Source organism: Hallella mizrahii, assembly GCF_009695775.1.
GTDB classification, from domain to species: Bacteria; Bacteroidota; Bacteroidia; order Bacteroidales; family Bacteroidaceae; genus Prevotella; species Prevotella mizrahii.
Window position 1 is genome coordinate 108006 of record NZ_VUNG01000006.1, and the last position, 18182, is coordinate 126187.

The window sequence follows — 18182 nt, forward strand, 5'->3', positions numbered from 1 at the left end:
TTTATATAATATGGTGTATGGTTCTAAATGAAAAAACGATTAGAAGGTGAGCGTGACTGTACCCTGCACGTTGCGGGCATAGGGATAGCTGGTGCCTCGCTCATACTTGACCGACGACCAGTAGAACAGATCAGAGGCGTTGATGCCAAAGACGAGAGACTCCAGCCCCGTGTGGTGTTGCAGCCAACTGTTGTTCCAACGATATTGCAGGCTGACGCTCTGCAGCTCCAGCACACGGTCGTCAAAGACATAGCGTGACGTAGCGTGTGGTGTGGTCGTCTCATCGTCGAAGTTGCGGAAGAAAGTCTCGTCGCCGGGATGCATCCAGCGCGAGGAGAGCACACGCTCATCGACGTTTTTCGAGCCGATGACGTTCTTGGTCACTTCCACGCGGTCGCGCAGCGTAGAGTTGTAGAGCTTGCCGCCCCAGTGATAGCCGAAGGAGACGTTGAACGTGAAGTCGTGCCACATCACCATCGTGCGGAAGTTGCCTCGCCACAATGGCTGCGAGGGACCGAGATAGACTTTGTCGCTTGCGCTCCATGTGCTGGTGAGGTTGCCACTACGATCGTAGAACACTTCCTGGCCGGTACTTGGGTCTATGCCAGCTGAGCGTACAGCATAGATGGCATTGAGCGGGCGCCCCTCGTAGAAGAGATTGCTCACGTCGACATTCTGCGCGAGATACTGCTCATTTTGGTTTTTGATGGCATCAGAGAGCCTGATGATCTTATTCTTGTTGTAGACCATCTGTCCGCCCACCATCCAGTTGAGGCGCCGCTTGCTGTCACGGATGATGTAAGCGTTGAGCGATGCCTCGAAACCGTTGTTGCGCATCTTGCCCACGTTGGCCGTGTACTGCGAGAATCCGCTGCTCAAGGGCAGGTCCATGGCAGAGAGCAGGTTGCTCGTGGTCTTGATATAGTAGTTGAATTCAGCGGTGACGCGGTTGTCAAGAACACCAATCTCTGTGCCGATGTTGACTTCCTTGGTTTTCTGCCAGGTCAGAGAGCTGTTGCCCAGTCCCATCATTCGTGCGGCAGCCCAACTGAGATAGCGGTTGTCGTTGGAGTAGTCGTAGGTAGTGTACACGCTCTCAGTGGTGAAGTTCTGCGTTCCCGTGATACCATAGGAAGCCTTCAGGCGCAGATTGCTGAAGATATTCTGGTCTTTCATCCACTTCTCTCGGTGGATATTCCAGCCGATGCCGGTGCTCCAGAAGGGTGCGAAGCGTTTGTCGCTGCCGAACTTCGAACTGCCGTCGACACGGTAGCTGAGGTCGATATAGTAGCGGTTGTCGTAGGTGTAGTTGGCGTTGCCCGTGAAGCCTACCAGTCGTGTCTTGGTGCGGTCGCCCTTGGGATGACTGTCGAGCTGATACTGTGCAGCGTTGGAGATGAGGTTGAGATTGGAGTTGGAGAAACCTTCTGCCGTAAAGCTGTAGTTGTAGAGCTTCTCGTCACTCATCGAGTAGTCCACACCGACATAGATCTGATGCTTGTCAGCAAACGTGCGTGAGTAGCTGGCCGTCACGTTGGCACTGAAGAGGTTGTCGGTTCCGTTGCCGTAAGTGTACAGGCCTTTGCGCAGCTGTCCGCTGGCGGTCTGGTAATCGTCGGAAGTGAAGTAGGAGCTCTCGGCCGGCAGGAAATAGTCGGAGCTGCTGCGGTTGGTGGTCACACCGAGCTTGGCACGCAGTCGCAGTCCTTCCAGGATCTGCCATTCCACAGAGAAGTTGTTGATCAACTGCAAGTACTCGCTCTTGTTGATGGTGTTGAGCGAAGCGTCGTAGAGCGGATTGCCGATGAGATTCTTGCTGTGGTTGTAATCATAGAAAGTCTTGACGAGATTACCCTTCTCGTCGTACGGACTGTTGTAGGGCTCCATGTCGACATAGTCCTGGAACGAGCCGTACTTGCTTTCATTAGCGTGGTTGCTCGTCACGCTGGTGTAGTTGCGGAAGATCAGGTTCTTGACGCTGTACATCAGGGTGATGTCGCCATTGAGGTTCTTACGGCTGCTGCCCTTCATGGCTCCTTGTATGTCGTTGTAGCCTAAGGAGGCGGCCCAGCGGAAAGCGCCGGCGCCACCGTCGAACCGGATATTGTAGTTCTGACCCACGCCGGTGTGGACGGGCTTGTGGATCCAGTCGATGTCTATACCGTTGAGCACCTGTTGCAGACGCTCGTCGTAGTACTCGGCATATCTGAGCTTGTCGTCGAGCTTGTCGGGATCATACAGTCCGACCGCCTTTTCCAACCGCAGTTTGTCGGCTGCATGAAGAAGGTGATAACTGGAAAGATCTGGTATCTGCAGGCTGATGCCGGCTTTTGCCGTCACACGGAGACGGCCCTCCTTGGGTTGTTTGGTGACAACGACAATGACACCGTTGGCACCACGTGAACCGTAAATGGCTGTGGCGGCAGCATCTTTCAGGATGTTGATGCTCTCGATCTGGTCGTCGTTGTAGTCCATGAGTTTGGTCAGACTGATCTCGAAACCGTCGAGGATGATGAGTGGTGTGTTGACTGTCTGTTCAGCATTGGTGTTGAACTCCTCTACGTTCATTGGTAGGGTAGAGGTGCCACGGATGTCAAGGTTAGGCAAGACATTCGGGTTGCTACCCGCAACATTGTTGATGGGGAAGTTGAGCGAGGCGTCCACGTTCTTCAGTGTTTGCAGCAGGTTGCTGCCACGGAACATTTCCAGCTTTTCCTTGCCTACGGTAGAGACAGCACCGGTGTAGCTCTCCTTGGCTTTGCGGAAGATGCCGGTGACGACAACCTCGCCGACTTGCTTGACATCAGATTCCAGTCCGATGTTCATCATCTTGGTCATCTTCACGACACGGGTCTTCATGCCTACGTAGCTGATCTGGGCAGACTCGCCGCCACGCAATAGGTAGTCGAAGCTGAACGCACCGTTGACATCTGTCACTGTGGCGATATTCGTACCGAGAATCCTCACTTGTGCACCGATCACCGGCTCTTTCGTGGCCACGTCATAGACATATCCGCCGACAGACTCCAGCTTACCGGACTTGGGCTTTTCTGTTTGGTTCTCCGTGCTGTTGACCTTAGAGATGTTGATAAACTTTCCGTCGATCGTATATTTCAGCGGCTTTCCTTTCAACAGAAAGTCCACGATAGCCAGGAAAGGCGCGTTGTGTACCGTCCCTCGGACATGGTAAGGCTCCAAGTCTTCGTAGGTGAAGAGGAAACGGTAACTGGAATTCTTCTCCAACCGCGCCAGTGCGCTGGGCAGGTCTTCGTTGTTGAACTCCATGGAGAGCCTCACGTCATTCTGCGCGTTTGCTGTCAGCGCTGTCAGCATCAGCAACAGCGTCAGCAGTAGAGGCAGGACTGTTCTTTTCATAAGCGATGGTGTTTGGTTACTCTCAGAGTATGATAATGAATGATTATAGCGTGAAATATATTTAATGCTTGTGTGAATACGATGTCTTCTGTGCTTGTAAATGGTGCAAAAATACTAAAAAGAATTCAAAAATACGAATGGTGAGCGATAAAAACAAAAAAGAAGAGATTCTTTTTGTTCTTTCGCTTATTTACCGTAACTTTGCAATGCTTTAGGAAGCACATTTTCTAACTGATTTAAAAATACACAGTATGAAACCTACATTATTACTGCTTGCTGCCGGTATGGGCAGCCGTTACGGTGGTTTGAAACAATTAGACGGTCTGGGTCCCAACGGCGAGACTATCATGGACTACAGTATCTATGATGCGATTCAGGCCGGTTTCGGTAAGATCGTTTGGGTGATCCGCAAGGATTTTGAGCAGGACTTCCGTGAGAAGATCCTTTCTAAATATGAGGGACATATTCCCTGCGAGCTTGTGTTCCAGAGCCTCGACAAGATTCCCGAGGGCTACTCTGTTCCTGAGGGCCGCACAAAGCCATGGGGTACCAACCATGCTGTGATGATGGCCAAAGAGGTGATCCACGAGCCTTTCTGTGTGATCAACTGCGATGACTTCTATAACCGCGACTGCTTCAAGGTCATTGGCAAGTTCCTCTCTGAACTCCCTGAGGACAGCAAAGGTAAGTATGCTATGGTGGGCTTCCGCGTAGGCAACACGCTGAGCGACAATGGTTCTGTGTCACGCGGCGTGTGCTCGAAGAATGCCGAGAACCTGCTCACCGGTTGCGTGGAGCGTACTGAGATCGAGCGTCAGGCCGACGGCAATGTGGCTTATAAAGACGAGAACGGCAAGTGGGTGGAGATTGCTGACACCACACCAGTCAGTATGAACGTGTGGGGCTTCACTCCGGAATACTTCGAGTACAGCGACAAGTACTTTAAAGAATTCCTCGATGCACCTGAGACCAAGGCCAATCCTAAGGCAGAGTACCTGATTCCTTGGGTGGTGAACAAGTTGATCAATGAGGGTAAGGCTACCTGCGAAGTGCTCGACACGACGAGCAAGTGGTTCGGTGTCACCTATTCCGCTGACCGCCCGGGTACTGTAGCCCGCATCCAGCAGCTTGTTGACGAGGGTGTATACCCCAACAAGCTCTTCTAACAGCAGTTTTTCTTAGCGGATGACCAGCCTGCCGGCATGGTCAACTGTTATACAATGATAAAGCCCCGGGTGATGTTTTCATCCGGGGCTTTGCGTTATTGGCCACACCTTATTTATATATAGAGAGATGACAGAAAACAGCAAGAAGCTTGCGCTGTCAGTCTTTAATAAAAACAACAAGGCGATTTCGCCTTTCTTTTTTTATTTCGATATGATGCCGACCTGTGTGGAGTTCAGGAATTCGATGATATTGCGGACTTGTTCCCCGTCGGGCACCTGGTCACGGATCTGCAAGGCAGCGTCGAAGACACTCACCTTGCCGTTGAAGACAAGACGGTAAGCGTTGGCCACGTGTTTGCGGATACGCTCTTCGATATGCCAGGCTTCCATCATGGTGTTGTTGGGGCCTGCATACTCAATAGGGTTGCCGCCCGCAATGACATAGGGGGGAACATCCTTGGAGAAGCGGGTTCCCGCTTGGAGCATGGCCAGGTTGCCAACGCGCGTGCCGGCATTCTCTATGACCGACGATGAGAAGATGACACCGTCGCCGATCTGGCAGTCACCGGCAATCTTCGTACCATAGCCAAAGACATTGAAGTTGCCGATCTTGGTGTCGTGGCTGATATGTACACCCTCCATGAGCATGTTGTTGTTGCCAATCACCGTCTGTCCTCCCTCGTGCGTACCACGGTTGACGATGACGTTTTCGCGGATCACGTTGTTGTCACCGACAACCACCTCACTGCGCTCACCCTTGAAGGCAAAGTCCTGGGGAAGGGCACCGAGGACGGCACCTTGATGCAACTTGTTGTCCTTGCCTATCTTCGTGCCGTTGAGAATACTTACAAAGGGAAAGATGACACAGTTATCGCCGATCTCCACATAGTCCTCGATATACACGAAGGGGAATATCTTGATATTGTCACCGAGCTTCGCCTTGGGCGATACTACGGCTTTATCACTGATGTTGTTCATAATTCAAATTTGGTTTTTCGTCATTGAATCAATTCATCACTCAACACTCATCGTTCAACACTTATTTCGCTCCTCCGCCCAGGGCATAGTAGAGGTTGACGACAGCCTGCATCTTGCTGAAGTCGTCCTGTACTTTGTTGAGTTGTGAGTTGAGCAAGTTGCTCTCGGCGGTGATGACTTCGAGATAGGTAGAGCCTGCGCTGGCCATCAAACTCTTCGTGTCTTCCACGTTGCGCTTGAGCACGGCGATGCGCTTCTCTTCCAGTTGACTTTTTGCTTCAGATGTGTTGTAGAGCACCAGAGCGTTGCTGACTTCACTTCCTGCCGACAGCACACTGTTCTGCCAGGTGTTGTAGGCTTGTTTGTACTGATCCTCGGCTACGCGCAGTCCGGCTTTGAGCTGACCTTTGGCGAAGATAGGCTGTGTCAGCGATGCCACGGCCGACCACAGCATCTTGCCCGGATTGGTGATGCCCAAGCCACCGCTGTTGGTGAAGGCCCCTGTAGCGCTGATGGTCAGTGACGGGTAGAAACGAGCGCGGGCAGCCTCTACGTTATAGAAGCATTTGGCGAGTGCCATCTCGTTGGCGTGGACATCGGCACGGTTGCTGAGCAACTGAATGCCTACCCCCGTTGAGAAATTAGTGGGAAGATTCTGACTGTCGAGATCACCGCGTGGGATGGCATGAGCCTGCTGACCGAGCAGCAGCGAGAGACTATTCTCTGTCTCTCTGATCTGTCTTTTGAGATCTTCCTTCTGTGTCTGTACGCTCAGATAGTTGGCCTCGGCACTTTGCACGGCGGTAGAGCGCACCCCAGCTACCGACTGGTGTTGGATTTTCATGATCTCCCACGTGTCCTTGGTGAGTTTCTCCATGTCGGTGACGATCTGCAGCTGCTTGTCGAGCATGAGCAGGGTATAGTACATATTAGCCACATTGGCGATGAGCTTGGTCTGCACAGCCACCTGATAGTCCTTGGTCTGAAGCATGGAGACCTGAGCGGCACGCTTGGCGGCTGTGAGGTTGCCAAAGAGGTTGGCATCCCAGCTGGCACTGATGGGCAGTTGGTAGGTCTTGACGGCTTTGTTGTAATCCCATGAGGAGATGGTTCCCTGCGGCGTGAACGAGATGCCCGGCAAGAAGGCAAGTTTGGCAGCCTTGAGCTGCGCCTCTGCCATATCTACGTTGAGAGCCGCGTTGAGCAGGTCGGGATTGTTGGTCAGGCATGTGCTGATGAGCGACTGCAATTGTGGATCTGTGAACACCGAGCGCCACGGGATATTGGCGAAACTGGTGGTGTCGGTCACGGCAAGTGTGTCGGTGTTGCTCACCGCGTCGCGGACCAGCCCGGCCGTGTTGACCTGTGGCCGCTCATATTTGCCGTAAAGGCTCTTGCAGCCCGTCATGGCGACGGCTGCAAGACCTGTAAGTATGAAATGATATATCTTCATGATATAGAAACTCTACATTGTGTTACTTTGTATACGCGTCGATGTAAGGCTCTTGCTTGTCGGCGTGGGCATACTGCTCAAGCTCTGCTTTGACCTCCTCGTTCTCTTCGTCTTCGAACTTCATCGGCTTGATCTTCTCCTGCAACCACTGGAAGATGCAGAACAGAGCCGGCACGACGAAGATCTGAATCAGCGTACCGATGAGCATACCGCCGACGGCGGCAGCACCCAACGTCTGGTTGCCGTTCTTGCCCACACCAGAGGCGAACATCAGCGGCAACAGACCGATGACCATGGCCAACGATGTCATCAGAATAGGACGAAGACGGGCGGCAGCACCAAGGATGGCAGAGTATTTGATAGCCATACCAGTTTCACGACGCTCCAAAGCGAACTGCACAATCAAGATGGCGTTCTTTGACAACAGACCGATCAACATGATCAGTGAGATCTGCATGTAGATGTCGTTGCTGTGCCCAAAGAGGTTGGTGAAGGCAAAGGCACCCGCCAAACCGAATGGTACGGACAGCAATACAGACAGCGGAAGGATGTAGCTCTCGTACTGTGCGCTCAGAATCAGATAGACGAACACAAGACAGAGTATAAAGATCAGTGCCGTAGAGTTGCTCGACTCTGCCTCGGAACGGCTCAAACCTGAATACTCATAGCCATAGCCGTCGGGCAGATTGTCCTTGGCCACTTCCTCGATGGCTTTCATCACCTGGCCGGATGAATAACCGTCGTTGGCGTTGACACTGACGTTGATGGCGGTGAAGAGGTTGAAGCGGTTGATGTTGGACGGGCCATAGACCTTTTGCAGTTTGACAAACTCGCTCACCGGTGCCATATCGCCTGTGGCGGTGCGCACATAGATGCGGGTCAGGCCTTCCGGTGTCATACGGCTGGCTACATCGCCCTGGACCATCACACGGAAGAGCTTGCCGAAGGCGTTGAAGTTAGAAGCATACAGACCGCCATAATATCCTTGAAGCACAGAGAGCACTATCTTGGGCGAGATGCCGGCCTGCTTGGTCTTGGCAACATCCACGTCGACCATATACTGAGGATAGTTAGGGTTGTAGGAGGTCATGGCCTGCTGGATCTCCGGACGCTTGTTCAGCTCTGCCAGGAAGCTCTTGGTCACTTCAAAGAACTTGTTCAGGTCGCCGCCTGTCTTGTCCTGCATGGTCATGGTCACACCGTTCTGTACGGAGAAGCCTGGAATCATAGGAGGACCGAAGGCCAGGATCTGTGCGTCCTTGATGCTTGCCGTTTGCTTGTAGATCATACCCAGCACGGAGTTCTGCTCATAAGGATTGACCACGAGTGCCATGGGATCCTTGTCGTGGATAGCGCGCTTGATGCGGTCGGTGATGCCACCGGCACGATCTTCAAAGGGCTTCAGCTTGATGATGAACGTTGCCTGGTCTGAACCCTGACCGGCAATGAAGTTATAACCGATGATGGCATTGCGGTGAAGGATAGCCGGATTGTTGGCCAGCATCTTGTCTACCTCGTCCACTATCTGCTTGGTACGCTCCTGGGAAGTTCCCGGATTGGCAGAGATGGTCACGAAGATCGTTCCCGTGTCCTCATCTGGCACAAGGCCTGTCTTTGTGGTATTCATCAGTATGGCAAGAGCAGCAATACCCACTGCCACAATACCTGCTGTGATGATGCGGTGATTGATCACGTGCTCAACACCCCGCTTATATTTATTGGTGGTCTTCTCAAATACGCGGTTGAAGCCAGCGTGGAAGCGAGCCACAAAGCTCTTGTTGCTCTCGTTCTCCTCTGCTTGGTGCGGCTTCAAGAACATGGCGCAAAGTGCTGGAGACAAAGTCAAGGCGTTGACAGCCGAGATGACGATACTTACAGCCATTGTCACACCGAACTCGCGGTAGAATGTGCCGCTCGTACCTCCCATGAACGATACAGGGACGAACACAGCAGCCATGACGAGCGTGATGGAGATGATGGCACTGGAGATCTCATTCATGGCATCGATAGCAGCCGTGAGCGAGTTGTCGTAACCTTGGTCGAGCTTGGCGTGTACGGCCTCGACGACCACGATGGCATCATCCACCACGATGGCGATAGCTAACAGCAAGGCAGATAGCGTCAAGAGGTTGATGGAGAAACCAAAGATCCACAGGAAGAAGAAGGTACCTATCAAGGCCACCGGCACGGCAATCATAGGGATGAGCGTCGAGCGGAGGTCCTGCAGGAAGACATACACCACAATGAACACGAGTACCAGGGTGATGAACAGCGTCATCAACACCTCTTGAATGGATGCGAAGAGGAAGTCGGTCACATCGTACATGATCACCGTCTTCATCCCCGGCGGCATGCTCTTCTGCTGCTCTGCAAGTGCAGCTTTCACGTCTGTGGCAATCTGTGTGGCGTTGGAGCCTGCAATCTGCTGCACCATACCCATACAGGCAGGGATACCGTCGTTGATCAGACTCACGTTGTACATCAGAGAGCCAAGCTCGATCTTGGCCACGTCTTTCAGCTTCAATGTCTGGCCTGTGGTCTTGCTCGTCAGGATGATGTTCTCATATTGTATAGGCTCTGACAAGCGTCCCTTGTATCGCAGGGTGTACTCGTAAGCTACGTTGGAGTTCTCGCCGAACTTACCCGGTGCAGCCTCGATATTCTGTTCTGCCAATACACCGAGGATGTCTGACGGCATAAGTCCGTATTCTTTCATCTTATCTGGCTTGAGCCAGATGCGCATGGAGTAGTTGGCGGTAGAAGGACTATTTACGTCGCCCACACCATTGATACGCTTGATGACCGGAACGATGTTGATGTTGTTGTAGTTCGTGACAAACTGACCGTCGTAGCGGCCGTCAGAGGTGAGAGCGTACATGATGACGTTGGAGGTCTGACGCTTGGTGACGGTCACACCGACCTGCGTTACTTCAGAAGGCAAGAGGGCCTGAGCCTGCGACACACGGTTCTGCACGTTCACGGCAGCCATATCCGGGTCAGCACCCTGCTTGAAGTACACGGTGATCATACACATACCGTCGTTGGTGGTCTGTGAGGTCATGTAGGTCATGTTCTCCACACCGTTGATGCTTTCCTCCAGAGGCACGGCGACAGATTTCATTACCGTCTGCGCATCAGCACCCTGATAGCTGGCCTGCACCATGATAGTAGGAGGTGCTATGTCCGGATATTGCTCAATAGGAAGCGACACCAATCCGATAGAACCCAGCAAGACAAGCAGGATGGAGACCACGGTGGAGAGTACCGGACGCTTGATAAAATTGGTAAATGTCATGTTTGAATGTATGTTGAATGATGAATAATTGATGTTGAGTGATATTCATGTTGAATGATGAGAGTTCAAAGATGATTCTTGCAGGAATGCATCCCCGTCATCGTTGAAGCCTTTCAGCATTCAACATTCAACATTCAACCTTATTTTCCCGTCATCGCTTTGACGAAGCCCTTTGCTGATCCTTGTTCTTTGGACAAATTGGCTGCATCGTCGATTTTCTTTTGATATTGTTCTTCTGTGAGCGGTTTGATCTTCTCACCATCCGTGAGTTTGCTGATGCCTTTCGATACATAACGGTCACCCGCATTCAGTCCGGAAGTGACGATGTAGGTAAGTCCGTCGTTCTGGGGGCTGACAGTGATCTCGGTGTATTTCACTTTGTTGTCTTTGTCTACCTTATAGACGAAGTATTTGTTCTGAACCTGTGAGGTAGCTTCCTGTGGGATGCTGATGATGTTGTTGCTTACATGCGGCACAATGATCTGTCCGGCACCGCCACTCTTCAACAGTCCCTGGGGATTGGGGAAGTGTGCAATCAGTGTATAGGCACCTGTGGTGGCGTCGATGATGCCGCTCATCTTTACGACACGTCCCGGCTGGTTGTAAGTAGTGCCATCGGCAAGCTGCAGCTTCACAGTAGGCATCTCGCGCAGTACACCGGCAACACTGCCAGCCGTCTTTGACATGCTGAGGATGTCCGGCTCGCTCATAGAGAAGAACACTTCCACGGTGGAGACGTCGCTGACGGTTGTCAGTGTGCTCTGAGCTGACACGAGTGCACCTTTCTTAAAAGGCAGAGAGCCGACAACGCCTGATGCCGGAGCCGTCACGGTGCACCATGCCAATGTCTCGCGGGCGGAAGCCAGACTGGCACGTGCCTGGGCTACTTGAGCTTCAGCGGTCTTGTAGCTGTTTAAGGCCGTTTCCAACTCGTACTGGCCGATGATGTGCTGAGCAAAGAGCTTCTTGTTGTTCAAGTAGGTCAGCTTCGTTGTGTTGGCTTGTGCGATGGCGGTATTCAGCGCAGCCCGCGACTGGTTCACAGCAGCGCGATAGGTTTCACTGTCGATGGTGAACATCACCTGACCGGCACGTACATATTGTCCTTCATGAACATACACATTGGTGATATAGCCCGAAAGCTTGGGATGCACCTCCACATCCTGAATACCCTTGATGGTTGCCGGGTAAGTAGACTGCATACTGGCACTTGACTCGCCTGCAGTGCTTACGGCAAACTCATTGTCTTGAAGGTCAGCCAAGCTGTTTCCGCCCTTCTTACCACATGATACAAGAGAGAGCGCAGCCAAGGCTACGAACATACAATTTTTGATTTTCATACCTATTTATATATAACGTTTAATTTCTTTGAAGTTTTAAAAAGAATTTGGAGCAGGACAGAATCTCTCCTTTCACCTTGCAAAGGTAACCATTATAGATGAAAACTCAAAGCGTCGTAGGAGTTTTTTAACAATCGTTCGTGTTTTTGTATTCACACTAACAATTAGGCGTTTACATGTTTATTTAGCATTACCTTTGCCTTGGAAAAAATAAACAGTAAATGCGTAGCTTTGAAAAGCAGCTTAACTTATTGTCGTCTGCAAGTGCCGCATTTCGTGTCCACCCCATGTAGTGTCGTTGACATATTCAAAGCCAAGGCGGTGATAGAGACGTTCTGCGCTGGGATTGCCTTTGTCGACCAAAAGGCCGACAGGCTGTTTCCGTCCCTTTTGGTCGATGAGTTTTCTCAGCAGCAACGTGGCGAGTCCTTGGTGACGATAGCGTGTATCTACGGCAAGAGAGTCGATATAGTACTCACCAGCCTGTGTCTCATCGTCCATGCCGCTGAAGTCCTGATCCAGGTATTTCTTGGCTGCTTGCAGGAAAGCTTCTCGCAATCTTCGCAGGTCAGCACCGTCGTAGCCCACAATGACTCCGGCTACGACGGGCTTGCCGTTCTTTGTCTTGTCATCGAGGGCTACCCATGCATTGCGGTAACTGTATTGGCTGTCTTCCCTTCTGACTAGAGTTGTCATCATCCGGTGGAAGTCCGCTAAGGAGTGTTGCGGGCCGGCGAAGTTCTGGCAGCACTCATGGTTCATCGCCATCATGATGAGAGAGGCGATCGACTCTGCTTGTTCTGCAGATGCAGGAATGATGTTCATATAATCTTATCTTTGTTGTCAGCTCGACAGAAGTCAAGCGTTAATAAAGAGAAAGCCTTCTTTTGCTGGGATGTGGTGAGGCAGCTCTTGGGTTGAGAAACGGTCTATAGCTTTAATACGAGGCCGTACAGGGAATGCCCAATGCGATGACACGGTCGCGGATCGCATCCAGTTCCTCATGCGAAGCCTTGCGCAATTTCTGGTCTGGTGTCTCACGGTCAATGGTGTAGACCATCACTTCCTGGGGCTGAATGTATTTGACGGCTTCCAGCCATGGCGCAACATATTCCTCACCCGTGTTGTCTGTGCCATCGCCTTTCATAAACATTGTCTGGATAATCACGTGTCCTTTGAACCACCGCATGTTCTCGATGATATCCTTCACATTGTAGGATGGTTGTGTCGGGCGGTCCACCTTGCGGATATAGTCCATGTTGACCGTGTCGAGTTTCAGAATGTTGTTGTCCACCTTGAGCAAAGCCTGGCGGATGTCGTCATGCCCTGAGAAGGTAGCATTGCTCAGTACGCTGATCTTTGCCTTGGGGCACCATTTGTCGCGCAGCTGGATTGTGTCGTCAATGATACCGGAAAATTCCGGATGGCTGGTGGGCTCCCCATTGCCTGCAAAGGTCAGTACGTCGGGATGCTGCTGGTCGTCGTGCATCTTGATGAGCTGTTTTTCCAAGGCTTCCGCCACTTGTTGCCTTGTAGGATGAGGGGAATGTGTGCGGCGGTCCTTGTTGAAGCCACATTCACAATACAGGCAATCGAAGGTGCATATCTTCCCGTCTGCCGGCATCAGGTTCACACCTAAGCTTAGTCCTAAACGACGGCTGTGCACTGGGCCGTAAATGGGACTTGGATAAATAACAGTACTCATAATTCTGTTCTTACTTTAATTCTCGATTCTTATCAGAATTCTTGAGCAAAGATAATAAAAATATATCATTCTCGGTGCTTTTCTTCTTGAATATTTGGTTAATGCAAGTTAATCATCTCTTTCTCTCTAAGATTTTGATTAACTTTGTATCCAAATATGCAAGATTATTGACCACTGCAATGGGAAAGAAAAGAAATAAGGTAAGCAGGCACACTGGGCGTCTGCAAGCTGTTACATTGTGTATCAGCACAGCCATGGTGCTTGTGCTGTTGGGGCTTGTCGTGTTTTCTACACTCACCGGCCGCAATCTTTCGTCGTATGTAAAAGAGAACCTTGTCGTCACCATGATGCTGGAGCAGGATATGAGTGACAACGAAGCCATGACCATGTGCTCTCACTTGAAGCAACAGCCCTATATCAAGCAAGTGCACTTCATCAGCAAACACGAAGCACTGACCGATGCTACCCGTCAGATGGGAGCCGATCCTTCAGAATTTACCGATGGCATCAATCCCTTCCCCTCATCTGTAGAGCTGACCTTGAAGAGCGACTATGCCAACAATGACTCACTGAAATGGATCTCAGCCCAGTTGAAACGCTATCCAAAGGTATCGGAAATCAACTATCAGAAAGACTTGGTGGATGCCGTGAACCGCAATCTGGCGAAGATCGGCATCATTCTACTGGTCATTGCGGCTTTGCTCACCTTTGTATCCTTCTCTTTGATCAACAACACCGTGAAGCTCGGTATCTATGCCCGCCGCTTCTCCATCCACACGATGAAGCTCGTCGGTGCCTCCTGGAGCTTTATCCGTGGGCCGTTTATCCGCCGTGCCGTCCTGACAGGACTGCTGGCTGCGCTGCTGGCCATTGCTGTCTTGGGGGGATGCATGTATGCGCTGTATCGCTACGAGCCGGAGATTTTGAACATCGTGACATGGCGCGAGATGACTATTACGGCAGTAGCAGTGATTGCTTTCGGCATTATCATTACGGCCATCTGTGCTTCCATCTCTGTGAACCGCTTCCTGAAGATGAAGGCAGGTGAACTCTATAAGATTTAATGAAAGATCTCTTGCTTGATCAGCAAGCAAGATTTCATTCCCTCTTCCGCAGTCTCAAAGACATACTGAATAATGGTGGAATAGGAAACATGGAACAAAGAATAATGATTAAACAAAATATGGATAAAAGAAATTATGCATTCGACCGTACCAACTTCACGTTGTTGGCTATCGGTTTTGCCATCGTGGTCATCGGCTTCATTCTGATGAGTGGCAGCAGTTCTACGGAACAGGCTTTTAATCCCGACATCTTCAGTTTCCGCCGTATCAAGGTAGCTCCTGTGGTGTGCTTTGTTGGCTTCATCTCCATGATCTATGCCATCATCCACAAGCCTAAGGACAATGGCGACGAGAACACTCCTGCCGAAGCACCATCTAACAACGAGGAGGCCTGATGACACTGATACAGACTATTATCATCGCTATCGTGGAGGGACTTACAGAGTTCCTTCCAGTGTCGTCGACAGGCCACATGATCATCACCCAGAATCTTTTGGGTGTACAGCAGGGTGATCCTTTTGTCCACGCCTTCACGTTCATCATTCAGTTCGGTGCCATTCTCTCTGTTGTGTGTCTATATTGGAAGCATTTCTTTCAGATGCGCAACTATGAGGAGTTTGTCGACAAGATGAAATTCTACGGACTGCTTATCGTGGGTGTGTTGCCTGCCGTAGTCATTGGCTTGGCAGCCAAGAAGAGCGGTCTGCTCGACTGGTTGCTGGACAGTGTGGTCGTCGTGGCTGCTATGCTTGTCATAGGTGGCGTATTCATGCTCTTCTGTGATCGTATCTTCAACAAAGGGTCAGAGAACAATCAAGTCGATTGGAAGCGTGCATTTCTCATTGGCTGTTGGCAGTGCTTGTCAGTCATTCCAGGAACAAGTCGCAGTATGGCTACTATCGTAGGAGGAATGCAGCAGAAGCTGACACGCAAGCGCGCGGCAGAGTTCTCTTTCTTTCTGGCTGTGCCGACGATGGCTGGTGCTACGCTTCTCGACCTGATCGATATGTTCAAGGAAGGCACTACGTGGGCTACCAGCAACAATATCATGTTGCTCATCGTAGGCTGCGTCATCGCTTTTGTGGTGGCTATGCTTGCTATGAAGTGGTTTGTCGGTTTCTTGACCAAATACGGTTTTCGTGCATTCGGCTGGTATCGCATCATCATTGGTGCCGTCATACTACTGATGTTGGCAACCGGTCACTCACTTGTTATGGTTGATTAATGAGAGATTTTATCAAAGGAGAGATCTTAGCTATCGACAAGCCCTATGGCATGACGAGCTTCGGCGCACTGGCTCACATCCGTTTCCTGCTCTCACAAAAATTAGGGCAGAAGGTGAAAGTGGGGCATGCCGGCACGCTCGACCCATTGGCGACGGGTATTCTGATCCTCTGCACAGGCAGGTGCACCAAGCAGATCGAGACGCTGCAAAGCCATACCAAGGAATACACGGCGACGCTGCAGTTGGGCGCAACCACAGCCAGCTATGACCGTGAGCACGAGGTCGACACTACCTATCCCGTGGAGCATATCACACGTGAACTCATCCTTGATGTGCTGAAACAGTTCGAGGGTGACATCCAGCAGGTGCCTCCAACCTACAGTGCATGTAAAGTAGAAGGTACGAGATCCTATCAGTTGCGACGTAATGGCGAGGACGTGAAACTGAAACCGAAGGCTATACATATAGACGAGGTGGAGCTCACGGATTATGACGACGTGAAGAAGACCATGGCCATCCGTGTTGTCTGTGGCAAGGGTACCTATATCCGTGCGCTGGCCCGCGATATTGGCCGGGCATTGAATAGCGGTGCTTATCTCACGAGCCTGCGTCGGACACGTGTGGGCGACATCAGCGAAAGCGACTGCATTGCGTTTAATCATTTCGGCGAATGGCTGGACAGTGAGATACACAATGAGGTGAGCGCAGCAGCACTCCAGCGTCCTGCCGAGGCAAAGCCTCAGATCACTCCCAAGGCAGCCGGCAGCTTTATGGAATAAACAGAGCAAATCCCAACCAGGATTATTATCAGACAGAATAGAAAGGAAATATACATTATGAAGTTATCGCAGTTCAAGTTTAAGTTGCCGCCCGAGTCGGTGGCCCTTTATCCTCACAGCATTGTGAGGGAGTATACGAACGACGATGGTACGAAGGGTTCTTTTCGGATTACCCGTCGTGACGAGTCCCGTCTGATGGTGCTGCACCGGACAACGGGCGAGATAGAACTCTATAAGAAGGATGACAAGGGACAGCCGATCAAAGGCGAGTATCTTGACTTCCGCAACGTCATAGACTATTTTGATGATGGCGACGTATTCATCCTCAATGATACAAAGGTATTCCCCGCCCGCCTGTATGGTACGAAGGAAAAGACCGACGCCAAGATCGAGGTCTTCATTCTTCGTGAGCTCAACGAGGAGACGCATCTGTGGGATGTGCTCGTAGAGCCGGCGCGCAAGATCCGTATCGGCAACAAGCTCTTCTTCGACGAGGTGGGCACCATGGTGGCAGAGGTCTATGACAACACGACCAGCCGTGGACGTTCCCTGCGATTCCTCTATGACTGTCCTCACGATCAGTTCAAGCGCGACCTCTTCGCTCTTGGCGAGGCCCCGCTGCCGGAGTATGTGCTCAACGGCCGTCCTGAGGATCCCGATATGAAGGGCATGCATGTGCACTCCCACGCGACCAAGGACGACCTCGAAGACTTTCAGACGCTTTTTGCCCGCAACGAGGGTGCTGTCACCGTGCCAGCTACCGGTCTTCATTTCAGCCGTGAACTGTTGAAACGCATGGAGATCAAAGGCATCAACACGGCGTTTATCACGCTGCATTGCGGCTTGGGCAACTTCTCGCCGATCGAGGTAGAGGATCTTACCAAGCATAAGATGGACTCTGAGCAGATGTTTGTCAACAAAGAGGCTTGCGACATGGTCAACACCGCCAAGAAAGAGGGTCATCATATCTGTGCCGTCGGAACGAGTGTGGCCAAGGCTACTGAGACCGCAGTAGGCACTGATGGCTTCCTCAAGGAGTATGAGGGATGGACTTCCAAGTTTATCTTCCCACCCTACGAGTTTGGTCTTGCTGACACAATGATCGCCAACTTCTATCATCCCGAGTCAACGCTGTTGATGTCTACAGCGGCCTTCGGTGGTTACGAAAATGTGATGGCCTGCTATGCATTGGCACTGAAGCATGGCTATAAGTTTGGTTGCTATGGCGACAGTCTGCTGATCGTGGACTGACCGTGTAGCAATCCCATAGTTGTGAAAACGGCTTATGGCAGATATAAACAATCCTGCTTTGCATAAAGTCTATCTCAGCTTAGGTTCCAATATCGGGAATCGGCGGGGCTTGATACGACAGGCTGTGGAATTGTTGGAGAACAGGGTAGGGCATGTCTCTGCCTTGTCTTCTCTTCATGAGACCGAGCCGTGGGGGTTTGAGTCTCCCAATAAGTTTCTCAATGCGTGCTGCTGTTGTCTGACGACAATGCCGCCGCGGCAAGTGCTCTTGGCCACGCAACGTATTGAGCGCGACTTGGGTCGTACGGGGAAATCAGTTGACGGTGTCTATCACGACCGTGTCATTGACATCGACATCCTGCTTTATGACGACTTGAAAGTGGATGAACCCGGTCTAAAGATTCCCCATCCGCTGATGTATGAGCGCGACTTCGTCATGGAGCCGCTCAAGGAGATAATGAAACATGTTTAGTGTATAGGTTTAAATCTGAAATGATTCATCCTAATCCCTGAATAATAAATCCTAATTCTCCAATAATAATTCCTCCATT

14 protein-coding genes are annotated in these 18182 nt (G+C 51.2%); 7 read left to right on the forward strand and 7 right to left on the reverse strand.

What is annotated here, in order from left to right; genetic code table 11:
• Positions 1–39: 39 nt before the first annotated feature.
• Positions 40–3375 (reverse strand): SusC/RagA family TonB-linked outer membrane protein, encoded by a 3336-nt coding sequence (locus FYJ73_RS04390; RefSeq protein ID WP_154533493.1) that lies wholly within the window; start codon positions 3373–3375, stop codon positions 40–42.
• Positions 3376–3626: 251 nt separating this feature from the next.
• Here FYJ73_RS04390 and FYJ73_RS04395 point away from each other — a divergent pair, with 251 nt between their 5' ends.
• Positions 3627–4541, forward strand: coding sequence for a glycosyltransferase family protein (locus FYJ73_RS04395; RefSeq protein ID WP_154533494.1), 915 nt, complete (start codon positions 3627–3629; stop codon positions 4539–4541).
• A 201-nt stretch (positions 4542–4742) separates the two neighbouring features.
• Here the strand turns inward: FYJ73_RS04395 and lpxA are convergent, their stop codons facing one another.
• From lpxA to FYJ73_RS04425, 6 genes are all read right to left on the reverse strand, one after another.
• Positions 4743–5519, reverse strand: coding sequence for an acyl-ACP--UDP-N-acetylglucosamine O-acyltransferase (gene lpxA / locus FYJ73_RS04400; protein WP_154533495.1), 777 nt, complete (start codon positions 5517–5519; stop codon positions 4743–4745).
• 61 nt (positions 5520–5580) lie between these two features.
• The gene (locus tag FYJ73_RS04405) at positions 5581–6972 is read right to left on the reverse strand and encodes an efflux transporter outer membrane subunit (RefSeq protein WP_154533496.1); all 1392 of its coding nucleotides are present in this window, start codon (positions 6970–6972) and stop codon (positions 5581–5583) included.
• 22 nt (positions 6973–6994) lie between these two features.
• Positions 6995–10267 (reverse strand): efflux RND transporter permease subunit, encoded by a 3273-nt coding sequence (locus FYJ73_RS04410; protein ID WP_154533497.1) that lies wholly within the window; start codon positions 10265–10267, stop codon positions 6995–6997.
• A gap of 140 nt (positions 10268–10407) precedes the next feature.
• Positions 10408–11607, reverse strand: a complete 1200-nt coding sequence (locus tag FYJ73_RS04415; RefSeq protein ID WP_154533498.1) for an efflux RND transporter periplasmic adaptor subunit — start codon at positions 11605–11607, stop codon at positions 10408–10410.
• Between the two features lie 243 nt (positions 11608–11850).
• Positions 11851–12432 carry a GNAT family N-acetyltransferase gene (locus tag FYJ73_RS04420; protein ID WP_154533499.1) on the reverse strand — a complete coding sequence of 194 codons (582 nt, stop codon included), beginning with the start codon at positions 12430–12432 and terminating at the stop codon, positions 11851–11853.
• A gap of 112 nt (positions 12433–12544) precedes the next feature.
• Positions 12545–13312 (reverse strand): radical SAM protein, encoded by a 768-nt coding sequence (locus FYJ73_RS04425; protein ID WP_154533500.1) that lies wholly within the window; start codon positions 13310–13312, stop codon positions 12545–12547.
• Between the two features lie 179 nt (positions 13313–13491).
• On the opposite strand from FYJ73_RS04425, the gene FYJ73_RS04430 reads away from it, so the two are divergent.
• The 6 genes from FYJ73_RS04430 (at position 13492) to folK (ending at position 18103) form a co-directional block, all read left to right on the forward strand.
• On the forward strand, positions 13492–14376 hold the full coding sequence (locus FYJ73_RS04430; RefSeq protein WP_154533501.1) for a cell division protein FtsX: 885 nt from the start codon (positions 13492–13494) through the stop codon (positions 14374–14376).
• A gap of 119 nt (positions 14377–14495) precedes the next feature.
• Positions 14496–14771, forward strand: a complete 276-nt coding sequence (locus tag FYJ73_RS04435) for a DUF3098 domain-containing protein (RefSeq protein WP_154533502.1) — start codon at positions 14496–14498, stop codon at positions 14769–14771.
• Complete coding sequence (locus tag FYJ73_RS04440) at positions 14771–15601, forward strand: undecaprenyl-diphosphate phosphatase (protein WP_154533503.1); 831 nt, start codon at positions 14771–14773, stop codon at positions 15599–15601. Before FYJ73_RS04435 ends, FYJ73_RS04440 begins: the two co-directional genes overlap by 1 nt.
• Positions 15601–16380 (forward strand): tRNA pseudouridine(55) synthase TruB, encoded by a 780-nt coding sequence (truB, locus tag FYJ73_RS04445; protein ID WP_154533504.1) that lies wholly within the window; start codon positions 15601–15603, stop codon positions 16378–16380. Before FYJ73_RS04440 ends, truB begins: the two co-directional genes overlap by 1 nt.
• A gap of 57 nt (positions 16381–16437) precedes the next feature.
• The gene (locus FYJ73_RS04450) at positions 16438–17631 is read left to right on the forward strand and encodes an S-adenosylmethionine:tRNA ribosyltransferase-isomerase (protein ID WP_154533505.1); all 1194 of its coding nucleotides are present in this window, start codon (positions 16438–16440) and stop codon (positions 17629–17631) included.
• A 58-nt stretch (positions 17632–17689) separates the two neighbouring features.
• On the forward strand, positions 17690–18103 hold the full coding sequence (folK, locus tag FYJ73_RS04455; protein ID WP_154533527.1) for a 2-amino-4-hydroxy-6-hydroxymethyldihydropteridine diphosphokinase: 414 nt from the start codon (positions 17690–17692) through the stop codon (positions 18101–18103).
• Positions 18104–18182: the final 79 nt, after the last annotated feature.